Genomic DNA, 15,631 nt, shown 5'->3' on the forward strand with positions numbered 1-15,631 from the left:
TGATGCGGTCGCTTAGTTAGAGCGGAGCGATAACATCCATAATGTATATCGCGACAATCTAACGAAGCAAAAACCATCCTAAAATGAATATCTTCTGTGAAGTTTTCAGGGAATATACCTTTCAAGGATATTCACCTGACGATTCAGTGGCGATAGCTGCGAGGCTCCACCTGTTCCCATACCGAACACAGTAGTTAAGCTCGTATACGTCGAAAGTACTTGGTTGGAAACGGCCTGGGAGGATAGAAAGCTGCTGATTGAGAAACACCTGTCTTGCGACGGGTGTTTTTTTATTGTGCGAATGAGAAGGCCGGAGGGTGCGGCCATTAGGCAACGCTGCGCCGCTGCCGCTTAACCTCCGCTTATGCCTAATGGCCGCATGCTCCTTGGTGATGCTGACGGCTGTGAGGGAACACAGTAGTTAAACCTATATACGCTGAAAGTGCTGATGCGCTTACGCATACAGTAGGAACGGCCTGGAGGCTAGAAAGCTGCTGATTGAGAAAGCACCTGTCCTGCGACGGGTGTTTTTTTATTGTGCGAAGTAGAGAAGGCCCGGAGTGTGCGGCCATTAGGCAACGCTGCGCCGCTGCCGCTTAACCTCCGCTTATGCCTAATGGCCGCACACTCCTTGGTGATGCTGACGGCTGTGAGCGTGCGGCTATTACAACGGCTGCGCCGCTGCCGTTTAGCCTTCGCTTATGCATAATGGCCGCACACTCCCAGGTCATGCTGACGGCTGTGAGGGAACAAGAGAACAGCCCCTTTGTTTAATACATAGGGGAATCGTCCTGTGTGTATTTGTCTATCGCTTAAAGACTTGTTGTCCGTTGACAAAAACCTGTTCAATATTGGTTGCAACAGCAAAGGGGTCGCCGTCTAAAATGACAAGATCAGCCTCTTTGCCTGCTTCAATACTGCCAACGCGGTCACTTACGCCGATAATTTCAGCAGCCGTCAGCGTGATTGCTTTTAGCGCGATGTCGCGCGGCAGACCTTCGCGGATGGCTAAGGCGGCCTCCAAACGGAGACTGCTGATTGGGAGAATGGGGTGGTCGGTGATTAGCGCAATTTTTACGCCGGCTTGATGTAGCAGGGCTGGTGTACTGTAAGTCCGTTCCCGCAATTCAACTTTTACCCGTGCGGTAATTGAGGGGCCAATGGTAGCGGTGACATTGCGGCGAGCTAATTCGTCAGCTATTTTATGAGCTGCTGTGGCATGCTCGATGTTGAGCTTTAGGCTGAACTCATCGGCAATGCGAATTGCCGTCATAATATCGTCGGCGGCATGAGCGTGCGCCCGCAGGGGGATTGTGCCGTTAAGCAGCAGCAGCAAAGCCTCCATGCGTAAATCGCGATCAGATGAAGTGGAATTTTTCTGATAGTTGCGGGCTTTCACCAGGGCTTCTCTAATGATACCGGCGATACTCATGCGGGTAGAGGGCGGCTGATCTTTATTGACATAGGTTTTGATAGGATTTTCGCCAAAGGCCATTTTAATTCCCGCAGGCTGACGCAGGACCATATGATCAATGATATGCCCATAGGTTTTTATTGCAACGCTTTGACCGCCGATTACTGTTTCGCTGCCCGGTGTAATGATAATTGTTGTAGTGCCGGAGCTGTAGGCGTCACGCAAGCCGGGGTCTTCGGGGTTAATGCCGTCAATGGCCCGCAGGTGGGGGCAAACCGGATCATTTACTTCGTTTTTATCCAGGTGAGCTGCTCCGGCGGCTTCTTCCGCCAGGCCGATATGAGTGTGGCAGTCGATAAAGCCAGGGGTAATTGTCTTGTCTCTGGCGTCAATTATTTTAGCATCGTGAGGGATGGAAATATGTTGGTTAACAGCCAGTATTTTGCCGTTTTGAATAAGAATTGTGGCCCCAGGCAGCGGACTGGTACTGGCAGCTGCTGCTGTATAGACTGTTCCTCCGCAAATAGCAAGCATAAGTTGCAGGCCTCCTGTTTCCTTGTTTTAAATGACGCAAGGTACCAGATAGTTTATGCACCGGCCGCCTTTTTATCCTGTGCGCCAAGGTGTTTTTACTGGTTGTTGTTGCCAATGCGTGCATGGTGGACAGGCTTTTCAATTTTGCGCAAATAGTGTAATATTCAGCAGGAAGCTCCGGCCTACCTGCTGAACATATACTTGGAAGGAGTGTAAGTTGTTTGGACGCAATTTTTTATGAAATAGAGCATAAAATCCGGGACGGCGTGCGATTAACCCGTGATGAAGGCCTGACTTTATTTAACTCACAGGATTTGGCCTGGCTGGGCTATTTGGCAAACATCGCCAGGAAGAGAATTAGTGGCGATTATGTGTATTTTAATGTAAACAGACACATAAACCTTACGAATATATGTACGGCCCGCTGTAAGTTCTGTGCATTCGGCTGTGATGCGGATAGTGCTCAGGCCTATACAATGACCAAAGAAAAGGCAGTCAGCCTGGCTAAGCAGTCAGCCCAGGATCCCGATCTCCGGGAGCTGCATATCGTCAGTGGGCTGCATCCCGACTGGCCTTTTGAATTTTATCTTGATGTATTGCATTCTCTCAGGTCGGCGTTGCCGGATATTCATCTTAAGGCATTTACCGCTGTCGAGATATGCCACTTTGCTAAAATTTCCGGGAAATCAATTGAAGAAGTGCTAAAAGCGTTGATTGACGCCGGTATGGACTCAATGCCCGGCGGCGGCGCTGAAATTTTATCCGACCGGGTTCGCGAGCAGTTGTGTCCCCAAAAGGCCAGCGCCGGCGAATGGCTGGAGGTTGCCCGTACCGCGCATAAGCTGGGCTTGCGCAGCAATGCGAGTATGTTGTACGGTCATATTGAGACGGTTGAGGAGAGAATCGACCATTTACTGGCGCTTAGAGAGCTTCAGGATGAAACCGGAGGCTTTCAAACGTTTATTTGTTTTCCTTTTCACCCGGTGAATACAGAGCTGGAAAACCAGATTATCCGTACTACCGTGTGGGATGATTTAAAAATGATGGCTATTTCCCGCTTAATGCTGGATAACTTTAAAAATATTAAAGCATATTGGATTATGTTAACTTTGCCCATTGCCCAGTTAGCCCTGGGGTTTGGGGCAAATGACATTGACGGTACAGTTAGCGAGGAGCGGATCATGCAGGCAGCCGGGGCGAAAGCCGGGCGATCATTAAGCAAGGAAACTTTAATCAATTCCATTCGTCAGGCGGGGCGGATACCTGCAGAGCGGGATTCGATGTATAATATTATAAAAATTGTTTAAGAGGTAGTGCTTTGCCCGTCTAAACTTGCGGTGTTTTGGCGGGATTTTGCGTTCGCGCACTGGCTTGCCGATGTTCTGCAGGCGCGGCTTCTCCGCCTTGCTGGGCAGACCCATGTGCAACTCACTGAAATTTAAGAGCTACAGAGCAAAAAGAACAGTCATAGCTGTTCTTTTTTTATCATGGATAAACTATTTTTGGGGAAACTAAGCGTGGGTTGTTTAATAGAAAGAGTGACAACAGGAGGTGATATCATGAGCCGGGTTTATGATCACAATGACCAGTCTAAGCATGGTCCCTGGGGTACAGTTAAAGCTAAGCATCATGGCCCTTATGGCAATAAGGACAATCAGCAGCAGGCGACAACGCAGTTTAAAGGCGAGAAGCAAGTCAAACCGATAGAAAAACCGGATAGACTAAAATAAAGGCGGCCTAGCTGCCTTTATTTTTACAGTTGGAAGAAAGGGCACGCACCTTTTTAGCCTGCTGCGCCAGGCAGGATAGTGGGCGGCAGATAACGAATGAATTTACCATGGGATTTTTTCAGGATAAGGAGTGTATTGATGAATGCCGTAGTACTGACGATTTTTGTCATCTTTAATTTTTTCTATTTGTTTTTTGAAATGCCGGTTTTTTCTTGGGGGTTTACAGACTGGTCGCCACTGGCAATGATTTGGGGCATACTATTGCTGGTCGTCCCGGCAGTGTTGCTGATCAACAAATTCCGGGCCTATCTTAGGGGTACTGTACTGGGTGAACTGCTGGAACAGCATTTTGGCTGGGTGTTTCAAGAGCGCAACAATGTTGTTGATATAACCAATTATCAACACAATGGCAATATGAGTAAGCGGCATAAACTTTTAGCAGTGTGTGGAGCGGCGTTACTGGTATTAGGGTTGGTTAACCTGTTGATTCTTCCTCTATTAACCAGCTTGCCTTTATTTTATAGCAAAGCCTACCGCAATTTGCTGGGGGATGTCAAGGAAAGCTCTTTTAGCTCCGATATTGAGCCAATTAATTTAGCTCAAATACGAATTGTTGATGAGGAAACCGCCCGGAAACTGGCTGAGAAAAAAATTGGTGAAGTTCCGGCTTTGGGCAGTCAGGTCCAAATGGGGGCACTGGCTTTACAAAACGTGAAAGGCGGACTGTATTATATTGCCCCGTTAGAGCATCGGGGGCTTTTTCAGTGGATTTCCAACCGCTCGCCGGGCAGTGAAGGGTTTGTAATGGTTTCGGCAACCAATCCCCAGGATGTCAGGTTAATTCAGGATATACATATTAAGTATCAGTTGCGGGGGTTTCTTTTTGACTATTTGCCGCGCTACTTATATTTTAAGGGTATCGTTACTGCCGGTATGGCTGATTTTTCCTTTGAAGTGGATGATGAACTACAGCCTTATTGGGTTGTGCCTCTATATAAGAATAAAATAGGCTATGGCGGAGCTGACGCTGTAGGCGTTGTAACTGTAAATGCTCAAACCGGCGATATTGCCAGGTATTCGCTGGAGAATATTCCCGCCTGGCTGGACCGGGTGCAGCCGGAGCAACTGGTGTTTAAACAGATCAGAGACTGGGGCGAATATGTAAACGGCTACTGGAACAGCATATTTGCTAAAACCGGTACCCTAAGGCCAACCAATAATGAATTGCATTTAATTTATGGCAATGACGACCATGTGTATTGGTATACCGGAATTACATCTTTAGGGCGGGACGAAAGCACGGTTGGCTTTATTTTGGTGAACTCAAGAACCAAGGAAGCAAAGTGGTATAAGGTAGCCGGGGCGAATGAAGCGGGCGCGCGGAAGTCGGCGGAAGGTCAGGTTCAGGAAAAAGGATACCGGGCCGGCTATCCGATTTTGTATAATATCAATGGCATTCCTACTTATATAGCGCCGCTCAAGGATAAGGAAGGCTTATTGAAAGCAATTGCATCTATTTCTGTTGAAAATTATAATCTGGTAGGGGTAGGACCGGATATTGAAAGCTCGTTGCGGGCTTACCAGCAAAGTCTTGCCAATCGCGGCAATATGTTTATCCCCGGAAATGAGGTTGCCAGAGCCGAGCTAACCGGTAAGATCAGCCGTCTATCCCAGGTTGTAAAGGGCGGGGAGTCGTATTTTTATCTCATGCTGGAAGGCGATCCGCGCATCTTTATCGGCACTATCAATACTGCTCCGAAACTGCCGCTGGTAAAGCCCGGTGATGTTGTGAAGATAACGGTTAATAATACTCATGATGAAACGATTAATATTGTTGGATTTCAGGGAGAGAATTATTAAGCGGGGGTGACGGCGGTGGTTCGTCAATGGATTGTGAGGGTACAATGATAGCCAATAAGTATAAAGCTGCACTTACGCTGGGAGCAGCTTCGGTTGGCTTGCTGGCCGGCTTTCCCTATAGTCACCATTTTTGGGGAGGCTTGCTGACGAGCGCCTGTCAGGCTGCCGTAGTGGGCGGGTTGGCCGATTGGTTTGCAGTAACGGCTTTATTCCGTAAACCGCTCGGTATACCGTTCAGAACAGCAATTGTACCACGGAACCGCAAAAAGATTTTTCAAGCGATTGCTGAAATGGTGCAAGTGGAGTTATTGTCAAAAGAGAATATCGCCAAAACGCTGGTAAATTATGATTTATCAGCCGTTGCCCTGCATTTTCTGAATGAGCATGATGGCCGTAAATACCTTAAAGAAATTGTTTATCAATTTGCTTATAAGTTTATTGAACAGGTGGAGCCGGATGAACTGGGTGTTATCATTGGCGGGATATTAAAAAAATACGCCCGGGACGCCAGGCTTGCGCCACTCATTATTGAATCAAGTGAATGGCTGATTGAGAACAAGTATGATGACCAAATCATAGATTTTTTCATTGCTCAGCTGGAAAGTATTGGGGAGCAACAACCATTCCGGCATTTGCTGGGCGATTTGGTGCTGGAGGCGCGCAAATCGTATGAACGGGACAGCGAGCGCCGCCGGATATTTAATGATTTGTTCCAGTTGTCTCAGCAGCAGCTGGCCAAAGATGCCCAGAAAGCTTTGCTGGATTTTCTTGACGAAGTAAAAAGTAGCGGACATCCTCTCCGCAGCCGCCTGAAGGACAGGCTGGTCCGGTTAATCGTTAATTTGCGGAGCGATGAGGCCTTGCAGCAGCAAATCGAGGACTGGAAAACCAGCCAGTTGAGCAATAAAATTGATTTTGTCCAATACAGCACCAGTTTTATCGCTGAGTGGCGGATGAAAGCAGTGCAAAACAAAGAGCAGGCAGCGTGGCTGGGAGAATTGTCAAATCAGCTCAACCAATTTATTGATGAGTTTGCCGCCAGTAAAACCAGAAGGCTGAATTTTGACCACCAGGTTAAACAGTTAATTGGTAAATGGCTGGACAGTAATCAGGCTGAAATTGGCAGTCTGGTTAAAAACAGCCTCAAAAAAATGACAGACGATATGCTGGTGGAATTCATTGAAACCCGGGTTGGCAATGATTTGCAGATGATTCGAATTAATGGGTCGGTTGTTGGCGGTTTGGCGGGAATGTGCATCTATTTATTGACTTTTTGGTGGTAGAAGGCAAGGTGCTGAAATGAGTTTTAGAAAAATAGCCAATCAAATGCTGGCGACGGTTTTTTTGCTGTTTATGGCCGTCGCAATGTTAAAATATCATTATCCCGGCAACACAGCAGTCACTTTGGTGTATGTTTGTCTGGAAGGGGCTTTGATCGGCGGAATTGCCGACTGGTTTGCGGTCACCGCTTTATTCGGGCGGCCATTGGGCATTACCTGGCATACTGAATTAATACCCCGCAACAGGGAGCGGATTGTCCAGGCTTTAACTGAGGTGGTGGAAAAGGATTTGCTCAGCGTGTCGGCGATTCGCAAGCGGCTGGCCGGAATCGCTTTTGTCGAAGCCTTTATTGACTGGGTGGATGAGCAGGGCGGACAGGAGTATTTAGCCGGAGTTTTTGCCCGTCATGGCAAAGCGGTTTGGGACGACAAGGATTTTCAGGCAATTGTCGGTTATTTGGAAAGCTTACTGCGGCGTAATGCCAATGAGGTCGATATGGCAAACTTGTTTCATCCTTTACTCAATCAGGCGCTGGAACGCGGCAAAGGGGAAAAACTGGTCGATTTTATTCTGGAGGAACTGATTGGGCTTGTTCAAAAACCATCATTCCGACAGGCGGTATTTCGCTATATGCAAGAGTTAAAGCATAAAAAAGCCCGCTCCCTGCTGGAAAAAGCGGTGGTGTGGCTGGGTGAGCAAACGGACAGCATTAATGTGGAAGAAGCGTCTAACGCCTTATGTGACGAGTTAGTGGTTTTGTTACAGGAGCTAACCGATAAAGATCATTTGGTTCGCCAGTGGATAACTGTTAAATTAACGGCCATCGCAGCAAATGTTGCCGGCAACCGCTTGTGGCTGGACGCAATGGAAAGCTGGAAGCTGGCTCTGGTTAAGCAGCTTCAGTTAACAGCGGCGCTGGAGCGCGTGGTAACCAAGACTGCCGACGGATCTTATCAGCCGGTCAGTAAATGGCTGGCGAAGCAGGTGCATATTTACTGGACCGTGTTTAGAGAAGACAAGGCTTTACAGGGCTGGTTCGAGGCAAGAATTAAATATGCCGTATACCGGTTGGTAAAAAAGGAGCATCATTTGATTGGCCTGGTGGTAAAGTCGGTTTTGGGAAACTTTACCAACCGCGACCTTAGTCGGTTTGTTGAGGCTAAGGCCGGCCAGGATCTGCAGTGGATCAGGATTAATGGCTCGATTGTCGGCGGGATTGTCGCACTGATGCTGTATATGTTCCTGCACAATTTATATGTACCGTATGTCATACCAGCCATCCGTAACTTGGCGAGTTAAAAACACCAGGCATTTGCATTACCGGCGCGGAGTACCGATAATTAATACTTCAACTGTGGCGATGCCTGCGCCATAAGATCAGCTTGATCAGGCGTTACTTTATTTATTATTCTATGAGCAGGCTCCTTTCGGGTTTATTGAAAATGAATTGTCGTTTATAGTTTCTGATCCGGATGAATGAATAAATAGTTCAGTTACTGTTTGCCGATACTATAAGGAGGAAAGTATTTTTAATAAACATTGGAGGTGGGCGCAATATGCACTGGCTGATTCGTCCGGCTATAGGCTGGGGCTCCTGGCTTTTGCTGCATAGTGTGGTTATTCCAGCCGTGTACGCGGCAGGAAAGAACTGCGGGAAGAAAGAAAACCAGTCCAAAGAATGTATGACGCCGGAGTAACCGGCGCAGGTTTCAACGGCAAGGGAAGCCAGTTTATGAAGAAATACCGGCAAGGCGACAGCCTTGCCGGTATTTCTTCATAAACTGGCTTGTCAACAGCGATTGTTCCGTAGTATAATTGCAAAGAAAGTGATAATCATTATCGCGATTATTTTACATAAGCTTAACAAAACATTAATTCTCTTCGTATGCTTGTCAGGTATACTAAGAATACAACGTTTCAGATTAAGAACCCCCCCGATGGTGCGATGTGCATAGCCTAAATCGCGAACAAGAAAGGGAGATCATTATGCTGCATAAACTAAACGGCGGCTCTAAATTAAAAACCGGGCATTTTGGTAAACCGATCTGTTCGTTGCCACGGACGCAGGCTGGGGGAAGAGGCGTACGCTTGAACCGGACCAAATTAAAGTTAATGCTGCTTGAACGGAAATTAGCGCGGCGGGAGTCGCAGGTAGCCGCCGCAGTCGAGCGTTGTCTGGCGGAGCTTAGGGAGCGGATAGATTGGTTTGGCTGCCGCCGTAAGCGCGAGGCTCGCCGGCAATTGCCATCTTTGTTAAAGGCGAATAGCAGTTGTGAAGCTATTTTGGCTCAATTGATGGATCAGCAGCAGTTTTTGGCTTTAGAAATTGAGGTTAAGCAGATGATTCAGCAGCAGCTTAACCATTTATACGAAATTAAGTCAGTAAATGTCGCAGCCGTTCCTGATTATCCGGCTGATAAAGCCGGCTTAAGGCGCCTGGCCGGAGCGTTGGCGGAAAGCCGCCGGACTGTCTGGCTGGCCAGGGCCACGCTGAAGCTCGGCAATGCGGTCTGGGAAAAGGGGATGGCGCATAGTGGCTTTCCCAAGCCGGTAGGCGATTTACTAGGCAAAATTAATCTAACGGCCATTTTTTTGAAAGAGCTGGACTGTCTGCCGCAACAGCGGCGGCTTACTGATCAGCGGCAATTGGCAGACAGGGTGGCCGGTATGATTGACAACGATTGCTCGCGGTTGCTTGCCGATCTAAGCATGCGGTCTGCACAAATCTTTTATCAGCTGTTTGACGATGTATTTGCCAGGCCTATTCTCCAGCGGCGAGCAAGGCTGCTGGAGCGCCTGCAGGCAAATAAATTACCTTACCCCTCTCCTAGTTGTACCAAACAAGCCGGATGATCTTGATGATTATCCGGCTTGTTTGTTTTTCGGCAAGTATATTGATGGTTAATTTTGGCTATAATAACGTTGATTTAGATTAGTATAGCAGTCGGAAAGGAAGGATACACTAGTGTCTGTAGAAAGCCAAAGTAAAACAGGCCGGGAGTGCCGGGACATTGAACGAAACAGTGCGAAAAGTTCGCACCGCCGCCAGCAGGCTTTAGCTGCAATGAATGAGGAAACGGTTACCTCGCTGGACGAGGTTTTTGAGGCCAAGCTTAACGCAGTACGCGCCTATGAACAGCGGCTGGCGAGAGTGGCGGATCCTTATGCCAGGCAAACACTGCAAAAGATGATTCAGGCCGAACGGCGGCAATTGCTGAATCTGGCGGAACTTATTGATATAGTGGAAGACAGTCCGAATATGGGCGGGTTTACCAAAGCCACGCGCCGGATGACCCATCGGCTTAAAACCGGCGACGGAAAAAATGCTCTTTATGGCTTAGGGGCCATTGTACTGGCTGCAATGCTGATTCCCGGCGTTAAAGATGCGTTGAAACCCCTGGTGGGCAAGGTCATGAGCGGTGTTAACGAATTGTCCGAGCAGGCGCAGGGGTTGATTAGCAGCGTTAAGGAAGATATGGAAGATATGGTTGCAGAAGCCGAATTTGAAAAGTTGAAGCAGGCAATTGATCATGAAGTGGCTGAAGGGGAGACTCCTCATGAGCCGGTCTAATGACGCAAGCCAGAATAAGCTAGGTAAGGAGCGGAAAATAAGGTGCCAAAAGGTTCAGACGGGGCCGAATTGCAATTGGATCAGCTGGAGGAATTGACTGTTTTGTTGCGGCGGATATCAAGCGACCTTAGATTTGCCGTTGATTTGACGGTGCGGGTACGCAGCCAGTCACAGCAAAATAAGCCGGCGACAATTTCGTTATGGGAAGAATTATTAAGTGGACTCTTCGGCTATATCAAGCAAAAAAGCAAAGAAAGCAAAGACAATCTTTTGTCCGGCATATCCTTAACCCGTATGCGCTTTTTTTAGCAGGAAAGCGGTTGGCCTGAAGCAGCGAGGAATAAGCAATCTCGCTGCTTTATTTAGTTACAGAGGAGGCAGTTCATTGTCACAGGCGACGTTGCGAATAATACCGGGGCGGTTGCGAATTACCGTAGCCGGGATGAAAAGAAATAAGGAGTTTGCCGTTTATTTAACGAATAAACTGCAACGAACAGCAGGTATAACCAATGTTTCAGCAAACCCCCTGAGCGGACGGGCGTTAATTTTTTATACTTGCGGCGTGATTTCAGTGGCGGAAATTCAACAGCAGATTCAGGGCCTTCGACAAGTGTTTATCCAGGCGGAGGCAGAAAAAAAACGCTTAGCCGGGACGGCGGGGCAAACGGCCTGTACCGGGCTGCAGACCTGGCCGTATCCGCCGGCTGAACCGGGCTTCAGGCTGCAGCTGATTCATACGGCGGCAACGGGCGCTATTTTGGGCGGGCTTGTCCTCAAGCGTCTGATCGCCGGCCGGTCGTCAAGAGCTAATTCCGAACAAATATTTAATGTTGCGGCAGTCACTACGATCATTGCAGGCTATCCGCTTTTACGCCGGGGCATTGACACTTTAATCCGGGATAAACGGTTAAGCAATGATTTGCTATTGTCTGCCGCCTCGCTGGTTTTGCTGACCATGCGGGAAAGTGTAACCGGTCTGTCCGTGCTCTGGCTGGTGCAACTGAGCAATTTGTTTCTCTATTTGATGCGGATGCGCTCCCGGCAGGCGATCACTGATCTGGTAGACTGTAAAGCAGGCAATGACTGCCTGCAGGCCGGCAATGCCCCGAACGCGTCAGAAAGGGCGCCTTGCCAGCCGTCTCCGTCCGGCAAGGCTTATTTCAGCAGGCTGGCCCCATGGACGCTGGGAATAGCTGCAGCGGTTTTTCTTTTCACTCGTGATTACCGGCGCAGCCTGGCAGTGCTATTGGCCGGCTGTCCGACTGCCATCGCTTTATCCGGCAGTACGGCTTACGGAATGGCGGCGGCGCAGGCGGCCCGTCAGGGAGTAATGCTCAAAGAGCCCGGCAGTCTGGAGGCGGTCGGCCAAATTGACACCATTGTCTTTGAAAACGATAAGCTTTTTACTACGCAGCAGCCGGAAATCGCGGATATCGTCAGTTTGTCTGATGAGTTTGAGCCAAAGCAGATCCTGGCATTGGCAGCTGCTGTGGAACAGACGGTGGATCATCCGCTGGCCCGGATGGTCTGGCGGGAGGCCGGCCGGCAGGGAATGGCGCCGGCGGCTGCCGACAAACGGGAAGTGCTGGCCCAGGGAGTGAAAGGTCTAGTCGGAGAAAGCGAGGTAATGGTTGGCAACGGACAATTGATGGACAGTCAGGGGACTGCCATTGATAAGGCTAAAGCCCGGGCGCTGCGTCTGAACCATCTGGGCTGTCAGGTAATCTACGTTGCCGTCAACCGGCGGATAGCCGGACTGATCGGCGTAAGGGAGGAAGTGCGGCCGGAAAGCCGGCAGGCTGTGGAAGGAATTCGGGCGGCGGGAATAACCGATATCAGGGTGCTGACAGACAAGCGGCCGGACAATGCTAACCCCGGTATCAGGGAATTGGGCATAACGGCAAGTGCGAGCGGCCGGCGGCCGGACGATGCCCGGCGGATCGTTACGCAGTTGCAGCAGTCCGGACAGCGGGTAGGGCTGGTTGCCGCCGGCCGCGGCAGCCTGCCGGCAATGGCGTCGGCCGACCTTGGCTTTGCCTTGGGCTCGGCTGGAGCGGCGGAAGTTGTCCAGGCTGCCGATCTGGTGATCTGTGGCGACGATTTGCGTAAAGTGCCGGCAGTGGTGGAGTTAAGCCGTAAAACATCGCAAGTTCTCCGGCAAAATTTAATTTTTTCGACCGGCGGCAGCATTGCAGGAATTGCTTTAGCCGCAGCCAAACTGCTTTCTCCCTGGTCGGCGGCGCTATTGCTGAATGTTAGCATGCTGGGCGTGGTATTGAACTCAGCCCGGCTGCTTAAGTCAGGACCAGCAAAACGGCCCGAAATCGGGCTGAATTTGCAACAGTTCGCTCAACTAACCCCGGCAGTCAAAGCTGTGGCCGTCCAGAACAATGTCGTTATGCTGCCGCAGTTTAGGCCGGCAGGAGCAGGGCTGGCCGAACAGGGCGGGAACTGGCACTGCTTACCGGCGGCGGCGGTTTGCGCCCGGCTGGATAGTTCTCTGCCTTTCGGTTTAAGTGAGCAGGAGGCCAGGCGGCGTTTAACGCGGCATGGGCTGAATTGCCTGGCTGAGGCGCCCCGCGCTTCATTCTGGCGTCTGTTTGGCGATCAGTTTAAGGATTTTATGGTCCGGGTGCTGTTAGGCGTAACCGGCTTATCGTTTGTGTTAGGCGAGGTGCAGGACGCCTTGCTGACGGCAGCCATTGTGGTTGCCAATGCTCTGCTGGGCGCGTATCAGGAAAGCCGGGCCGAGCAATCGCTGGATGCCATGAAGCAGATGGCTGCCCCGCTGGCCAAGGTTGTGCGGGGAGGACGGGTCCGGTGTGTCAAGGCTGAGTCTTTGGTGCCTGGCGATTTAATTGTATTGGAAGCCGGCGACCGCATTCCGGCGGACGCCCGTATCAGCACCTGCAATCAGTTTGAAGTTGAGGAGGCTTCCCTGACCGGAGAAACTTTGCCGGCCCCCAAAAATTGTCATCAGTTAGAGCTTCATCATACCGTGCCGGGCGATCGTAAAAATATGGTCTTTATGGGGACAACGGTAACCAGAGGGCGGGCCCGGGCGGTCGTAGTAGCTACCGGCATGGGGACGGAACTGGGGAAAATTGCGCAGCTGCTGCAGGGGCATAAGCCTGAACCGACTCCGCTGCAACGGCGTTTGGAGGAATTGAGCAAAACCATTGCCCTTGCCTGTCTGACAATTGCCGGAATTGTTTTCGCCATAGGGGTCCTGAGGGGACAACGCGCACTGCCGATGATCCGGTCGGCGGCGACTATTGCAGTTGCGGCCATTCCGGAAGGGCTATCGGCAATTGTCGTTGTCGCTTTGGCCCTGGGCGTGAGAAGGATGGCAAAAGAAAATATTCTGGTCCGTAATATGGCGTCAATTGAAACGTTGGGCGGTGCAACCGTTATCTGTTCTGATAAAACCGGAACGCTGACCAAAAATGAAATGACGGTAAGAAAAATTTTTACAGCCGGCCGCAGGTGGAGGGTAAGCGGTGAAGGGTATTCGGTCCAGGGCGGCTTTTTCCTTAATGGGAGCAACACGGAACCCGCGGTTGACGGAGCTTTGATGCAAACGCTGCTGGCCGGAGCCTTATGCAACAATGCCAAACTGAGGGAAAACTCCCGGGAGCGGCTGCCGGGAACTGACGCCGGTAAAGGCTGGTTTATTGACGGCGACCCGACGGAAGGCGCCTTATTGGTGGCCGCCGCGAAAGCCGGGCTATGGGAAGATCAGCTGGCTCTCTCTTATATCCGTAAGCAGGAATTGCCTTTTGAATCAGAGCGCCGGATGATGTCCGTGATTTGCAGCGGTCACGATAAAGCCGAAACCCTTTATTGTAAAGGAGCGCCGGACAGCATTATGGAGCTATGCACCCATTACCTGGCCGGCGGAAAAGTTCTGCCGCTGACCGGCGATGTGCGCCGGGAATTGCAGGCCGCCGTGGTACAGATGGCGAATGAAGCCTTGCGCGTTCTTGCCGCAGCCTATCGCAAGCTGGACAGCGACGAAGCGGAGGAGCCATTGGAAAGGGAGCTGATTTTCTGCGGCTTAGTGGGCATGATTGATCCGCCACGACCTGAGGTTCCACCGGCAATCGCCAGGTGCAAACAAGCAGGGGTGCAGGTTGTGATGATTACCGGCGACCACCCGAATACCGCCCGGGCGATAGCACGGGAACTGGGGTTATTGGAACAAAACGGGCGGGTGCTGACCGGCCGGGAGCTTAATCAAATGTCTGACAGGCAATTGACGGAGGCGGTCGAAACAGTCAGGGTCTATGCCCGGACGGCTCCGCAGCATAAATTGCGGATTATCAGGGCGCTCAAGCAAAAAGGCTTTATCGTTGCCATGACCGGGGACGGAGCCAACGATGCCCCGGCGATTAAGGCGGCCAATATTGGCATTGCGATGGGCCTGACGGGAGCCGATGTAACCAAGGAGGCGGCCTGCCTGACTTTAGCGGATGATAATTTTGCCACAATTGTAAAGGCGATGCAGGAAGGGCGGTCGATTTACGCTAATATCCGCAAGGCAATCCGCTATGGGCTGGCTACCAATTTCGGTGAAGTGGTGCTGATGTTTTTTGCGACCTTGCTGGCTTTGCCGCTGCCGCTTTTGCCCATTCAGCTGCTGTGGATTAATCTGATCGGGGACGGATTGCCGGTTATTGCGCTGGTCAATGATCCTCCGGGCCAAGGCATCATGCAGCAGCCGCCGCGCGGGGCCAAAGAAAGTGTATTTTACGGGGGACTGGGGCCTAAAATTATCAGCAGGGGGCTGATTATCGGGGGAAGCGCCTTGGCGCTGTACGCCTGGAAGCTGTTCACCGGCGCTAGCCTCAGGCTGGCGCGGACGTTCGTGCTCGCTCAGATTGTCATCAGCCAGTTTATCCATATATTTGACTGCCGCACAGAAGAGCAGGCGGGCAAAGTCGGTATGTTCAGCAACTGGCCTTTGATTGGGTCGGTCGCTGTATCGATAGCGATGACGGTGGCGGTTATTTATCTGCCGCCGCTGCAGAGAATTTTTTGCACTTCCGGTTTGAGCGCCGCCGACTGGCTGCTGGTAGGAGCGGCGTCAGCCGGAACAGCGGCGCTGGACGCCGCCGCAGGCCGGGTCATGAGCAAGACAGCTTACTGAGGATTCCGGGCGGTTGATATTTCGCCGGACAAATGGCGCTGAAGGCCTGAGCAGGAAAAGACTGATAAACGCAAAAGGTCCTCTTGCTAGCT

At 50.8% G+C, this 15,631-nt stretch carries 11 protein-coding genes and 1 rRNA gene; 11 read left to right on the top strand and 1 reads right to left on the bottom strand.

Translation table 11 applies throughout. The annotated features are described in order from the left end of the window. Positions 1-142: 142 nt before the first annotated feature. A 5S ribosomal RNA gene (gene rrf / locus BLR06_RS06120) occupies positions 143-259 on the top strand. A 546-nt stretch (positions 260-805) separates the two neighbouring features. Here rrf and BLR06_RS06125 read toward each other — a convergent pair. After that, positions 806-1,948, bottom strand: a complete 1,143-nt coding sequence (locus BLR06_RS06125; protein WP_092069953.1) for an amidohydrolase — start codon at positions 1,946-1,948, stop codon at positions 806-808. A gap of 221 nt (positions 1,949-2,169) precedes the next feature. Here BLR06_RS06125 and mqnE point away from each other — a divergent pair, with 221 nt between their 5' ends. The 10 genes from mqnE (at position 2,170) to BLR06_RS06165 (ending at position 15,539) form a co-directional block, all read left to right on the top strand. Continuing rightward, the gene (mqnE, locus tag BLR06_RS06130; protein WP_092069956.1) at positions 2,170-3,255 is read left to right on the top strand and encodes an aminofutalosine synthase MqnE; all 1,086 of its coding nucleotides are present in this window, start codon (positions 2,170-2,172) and stop codon (positions 3,253-3,255) included. Positions 3,256-3,507: 252 nt separating this feature from the next. Beyond that, entirely contained in the window at positions 3,508-3,678 is a 171-nt protein-coding gene (locus BLR06_RS19465) for a hypothetical protein (RefSeq protein WP_173812778.1), read from the top strand. Between the two features lie 138 nt (positions 3,679-3,816). Continuing rightward, a complete protein-coding gene (locus BLR06_RS06135) occupies positions 3,817-5,538 on the top strand; it encodes a hypothetical protein (protein ID WP_092069960.1) in 1,722 nt (573 codons plus the stop codon). Positions 5,539-5,564: 26 nt separating this feature from the next. Beyond that, complete coding sequence (locus BLR06_RS06140; RefSeq protein ID WP_092069981.1) at positions 5,565-6,821, top strand: DUF445 domain-containing protein; 1,257 nt, start codon at positions 5,565-5,567, stop codon at positions 6,819-6,821. Between the two features lie 16 nt (positions 6,822-6,837). Continuing rightward, positions 6,838-8,118: a DUF445 domain-containing protein gene (locus BLR06_RS06145; protein WP_092069984.1), complete on the top strand. Its 1,281-nt coding sequence runs from the start codon at positions 6,838-6,840 to the stop codon at positions 8,116-8,118. Between the two features lie 257 nt (positions 8,119-8,375). Continuing rightward, the gene (locus tag BLR06_RS19470; protein ID WP_173812780.1) at positions 8,376-8,516 is read left to right on the top strand and encodes a hypothetical protein; all 141 of its coding nucleotides are present in this window, start codon (positions 8,376-8,378) and stop codon (positions 8,514-8,516) included. A 289-nt stretch (positions 8,517-8,805) separates the two neighbouring features. Continuing rightward, positions 8,806-9,672: a hypothetical protein gene (locus tag BLR06_RS06150; RefSeq protein WP_092069986.1), complete on the top strand. Its 867-nt coding sequence runs from the start codon at positions 8,806-8,808 to the stop codon at positions 9,670-9,672. Positions 9,673-9,784: 112 nt separating this feature from the next. Then, entirely contained in the window at positions 9,785-10,390 is a 606-nt protein-coding gene (locus BLR06_RS06155; RefSeq protein ID WP_092069989.1) for a hypothetical protein, read from the top strand. Between the two features lie 42 nt (positions 10,391-10,432). After that, positions 10,433-10,699, top strand: coding sequence for a hypothetical protein (locus BLR06_RS06160; RefSeq protein ID WP_092069992.1), 267 nt, complete (start codon positions 10,433-10,435; stop codon positions 10,697-10,699). Positions 10,700-10,775: 76 nt separating this feature from the next. Next, positions 10,776-15,539: an HAD-IC family P-type ATPase gene (locus tag BLR06_RS06165; RefSeq protein WP_092069995.1), complete on the top strand. Its 4,764-nt coding sequence runs from the start codon at positions 10,776-10,778 to the stop codon at positions 15,537-15,539. Positions 15,540-15,631 lie beyond the last annotated feature (92 nt).

Source organism: Dendrosporobacter quercicolus, assembly GCF_900104455.1.
Lineage (GTDB): Bacteria > Bacillota > Negativicutes > DSM-1736 > Dendrosporobacteraceae > Dendrosporobacter > Dendrosporobacter quercicolus.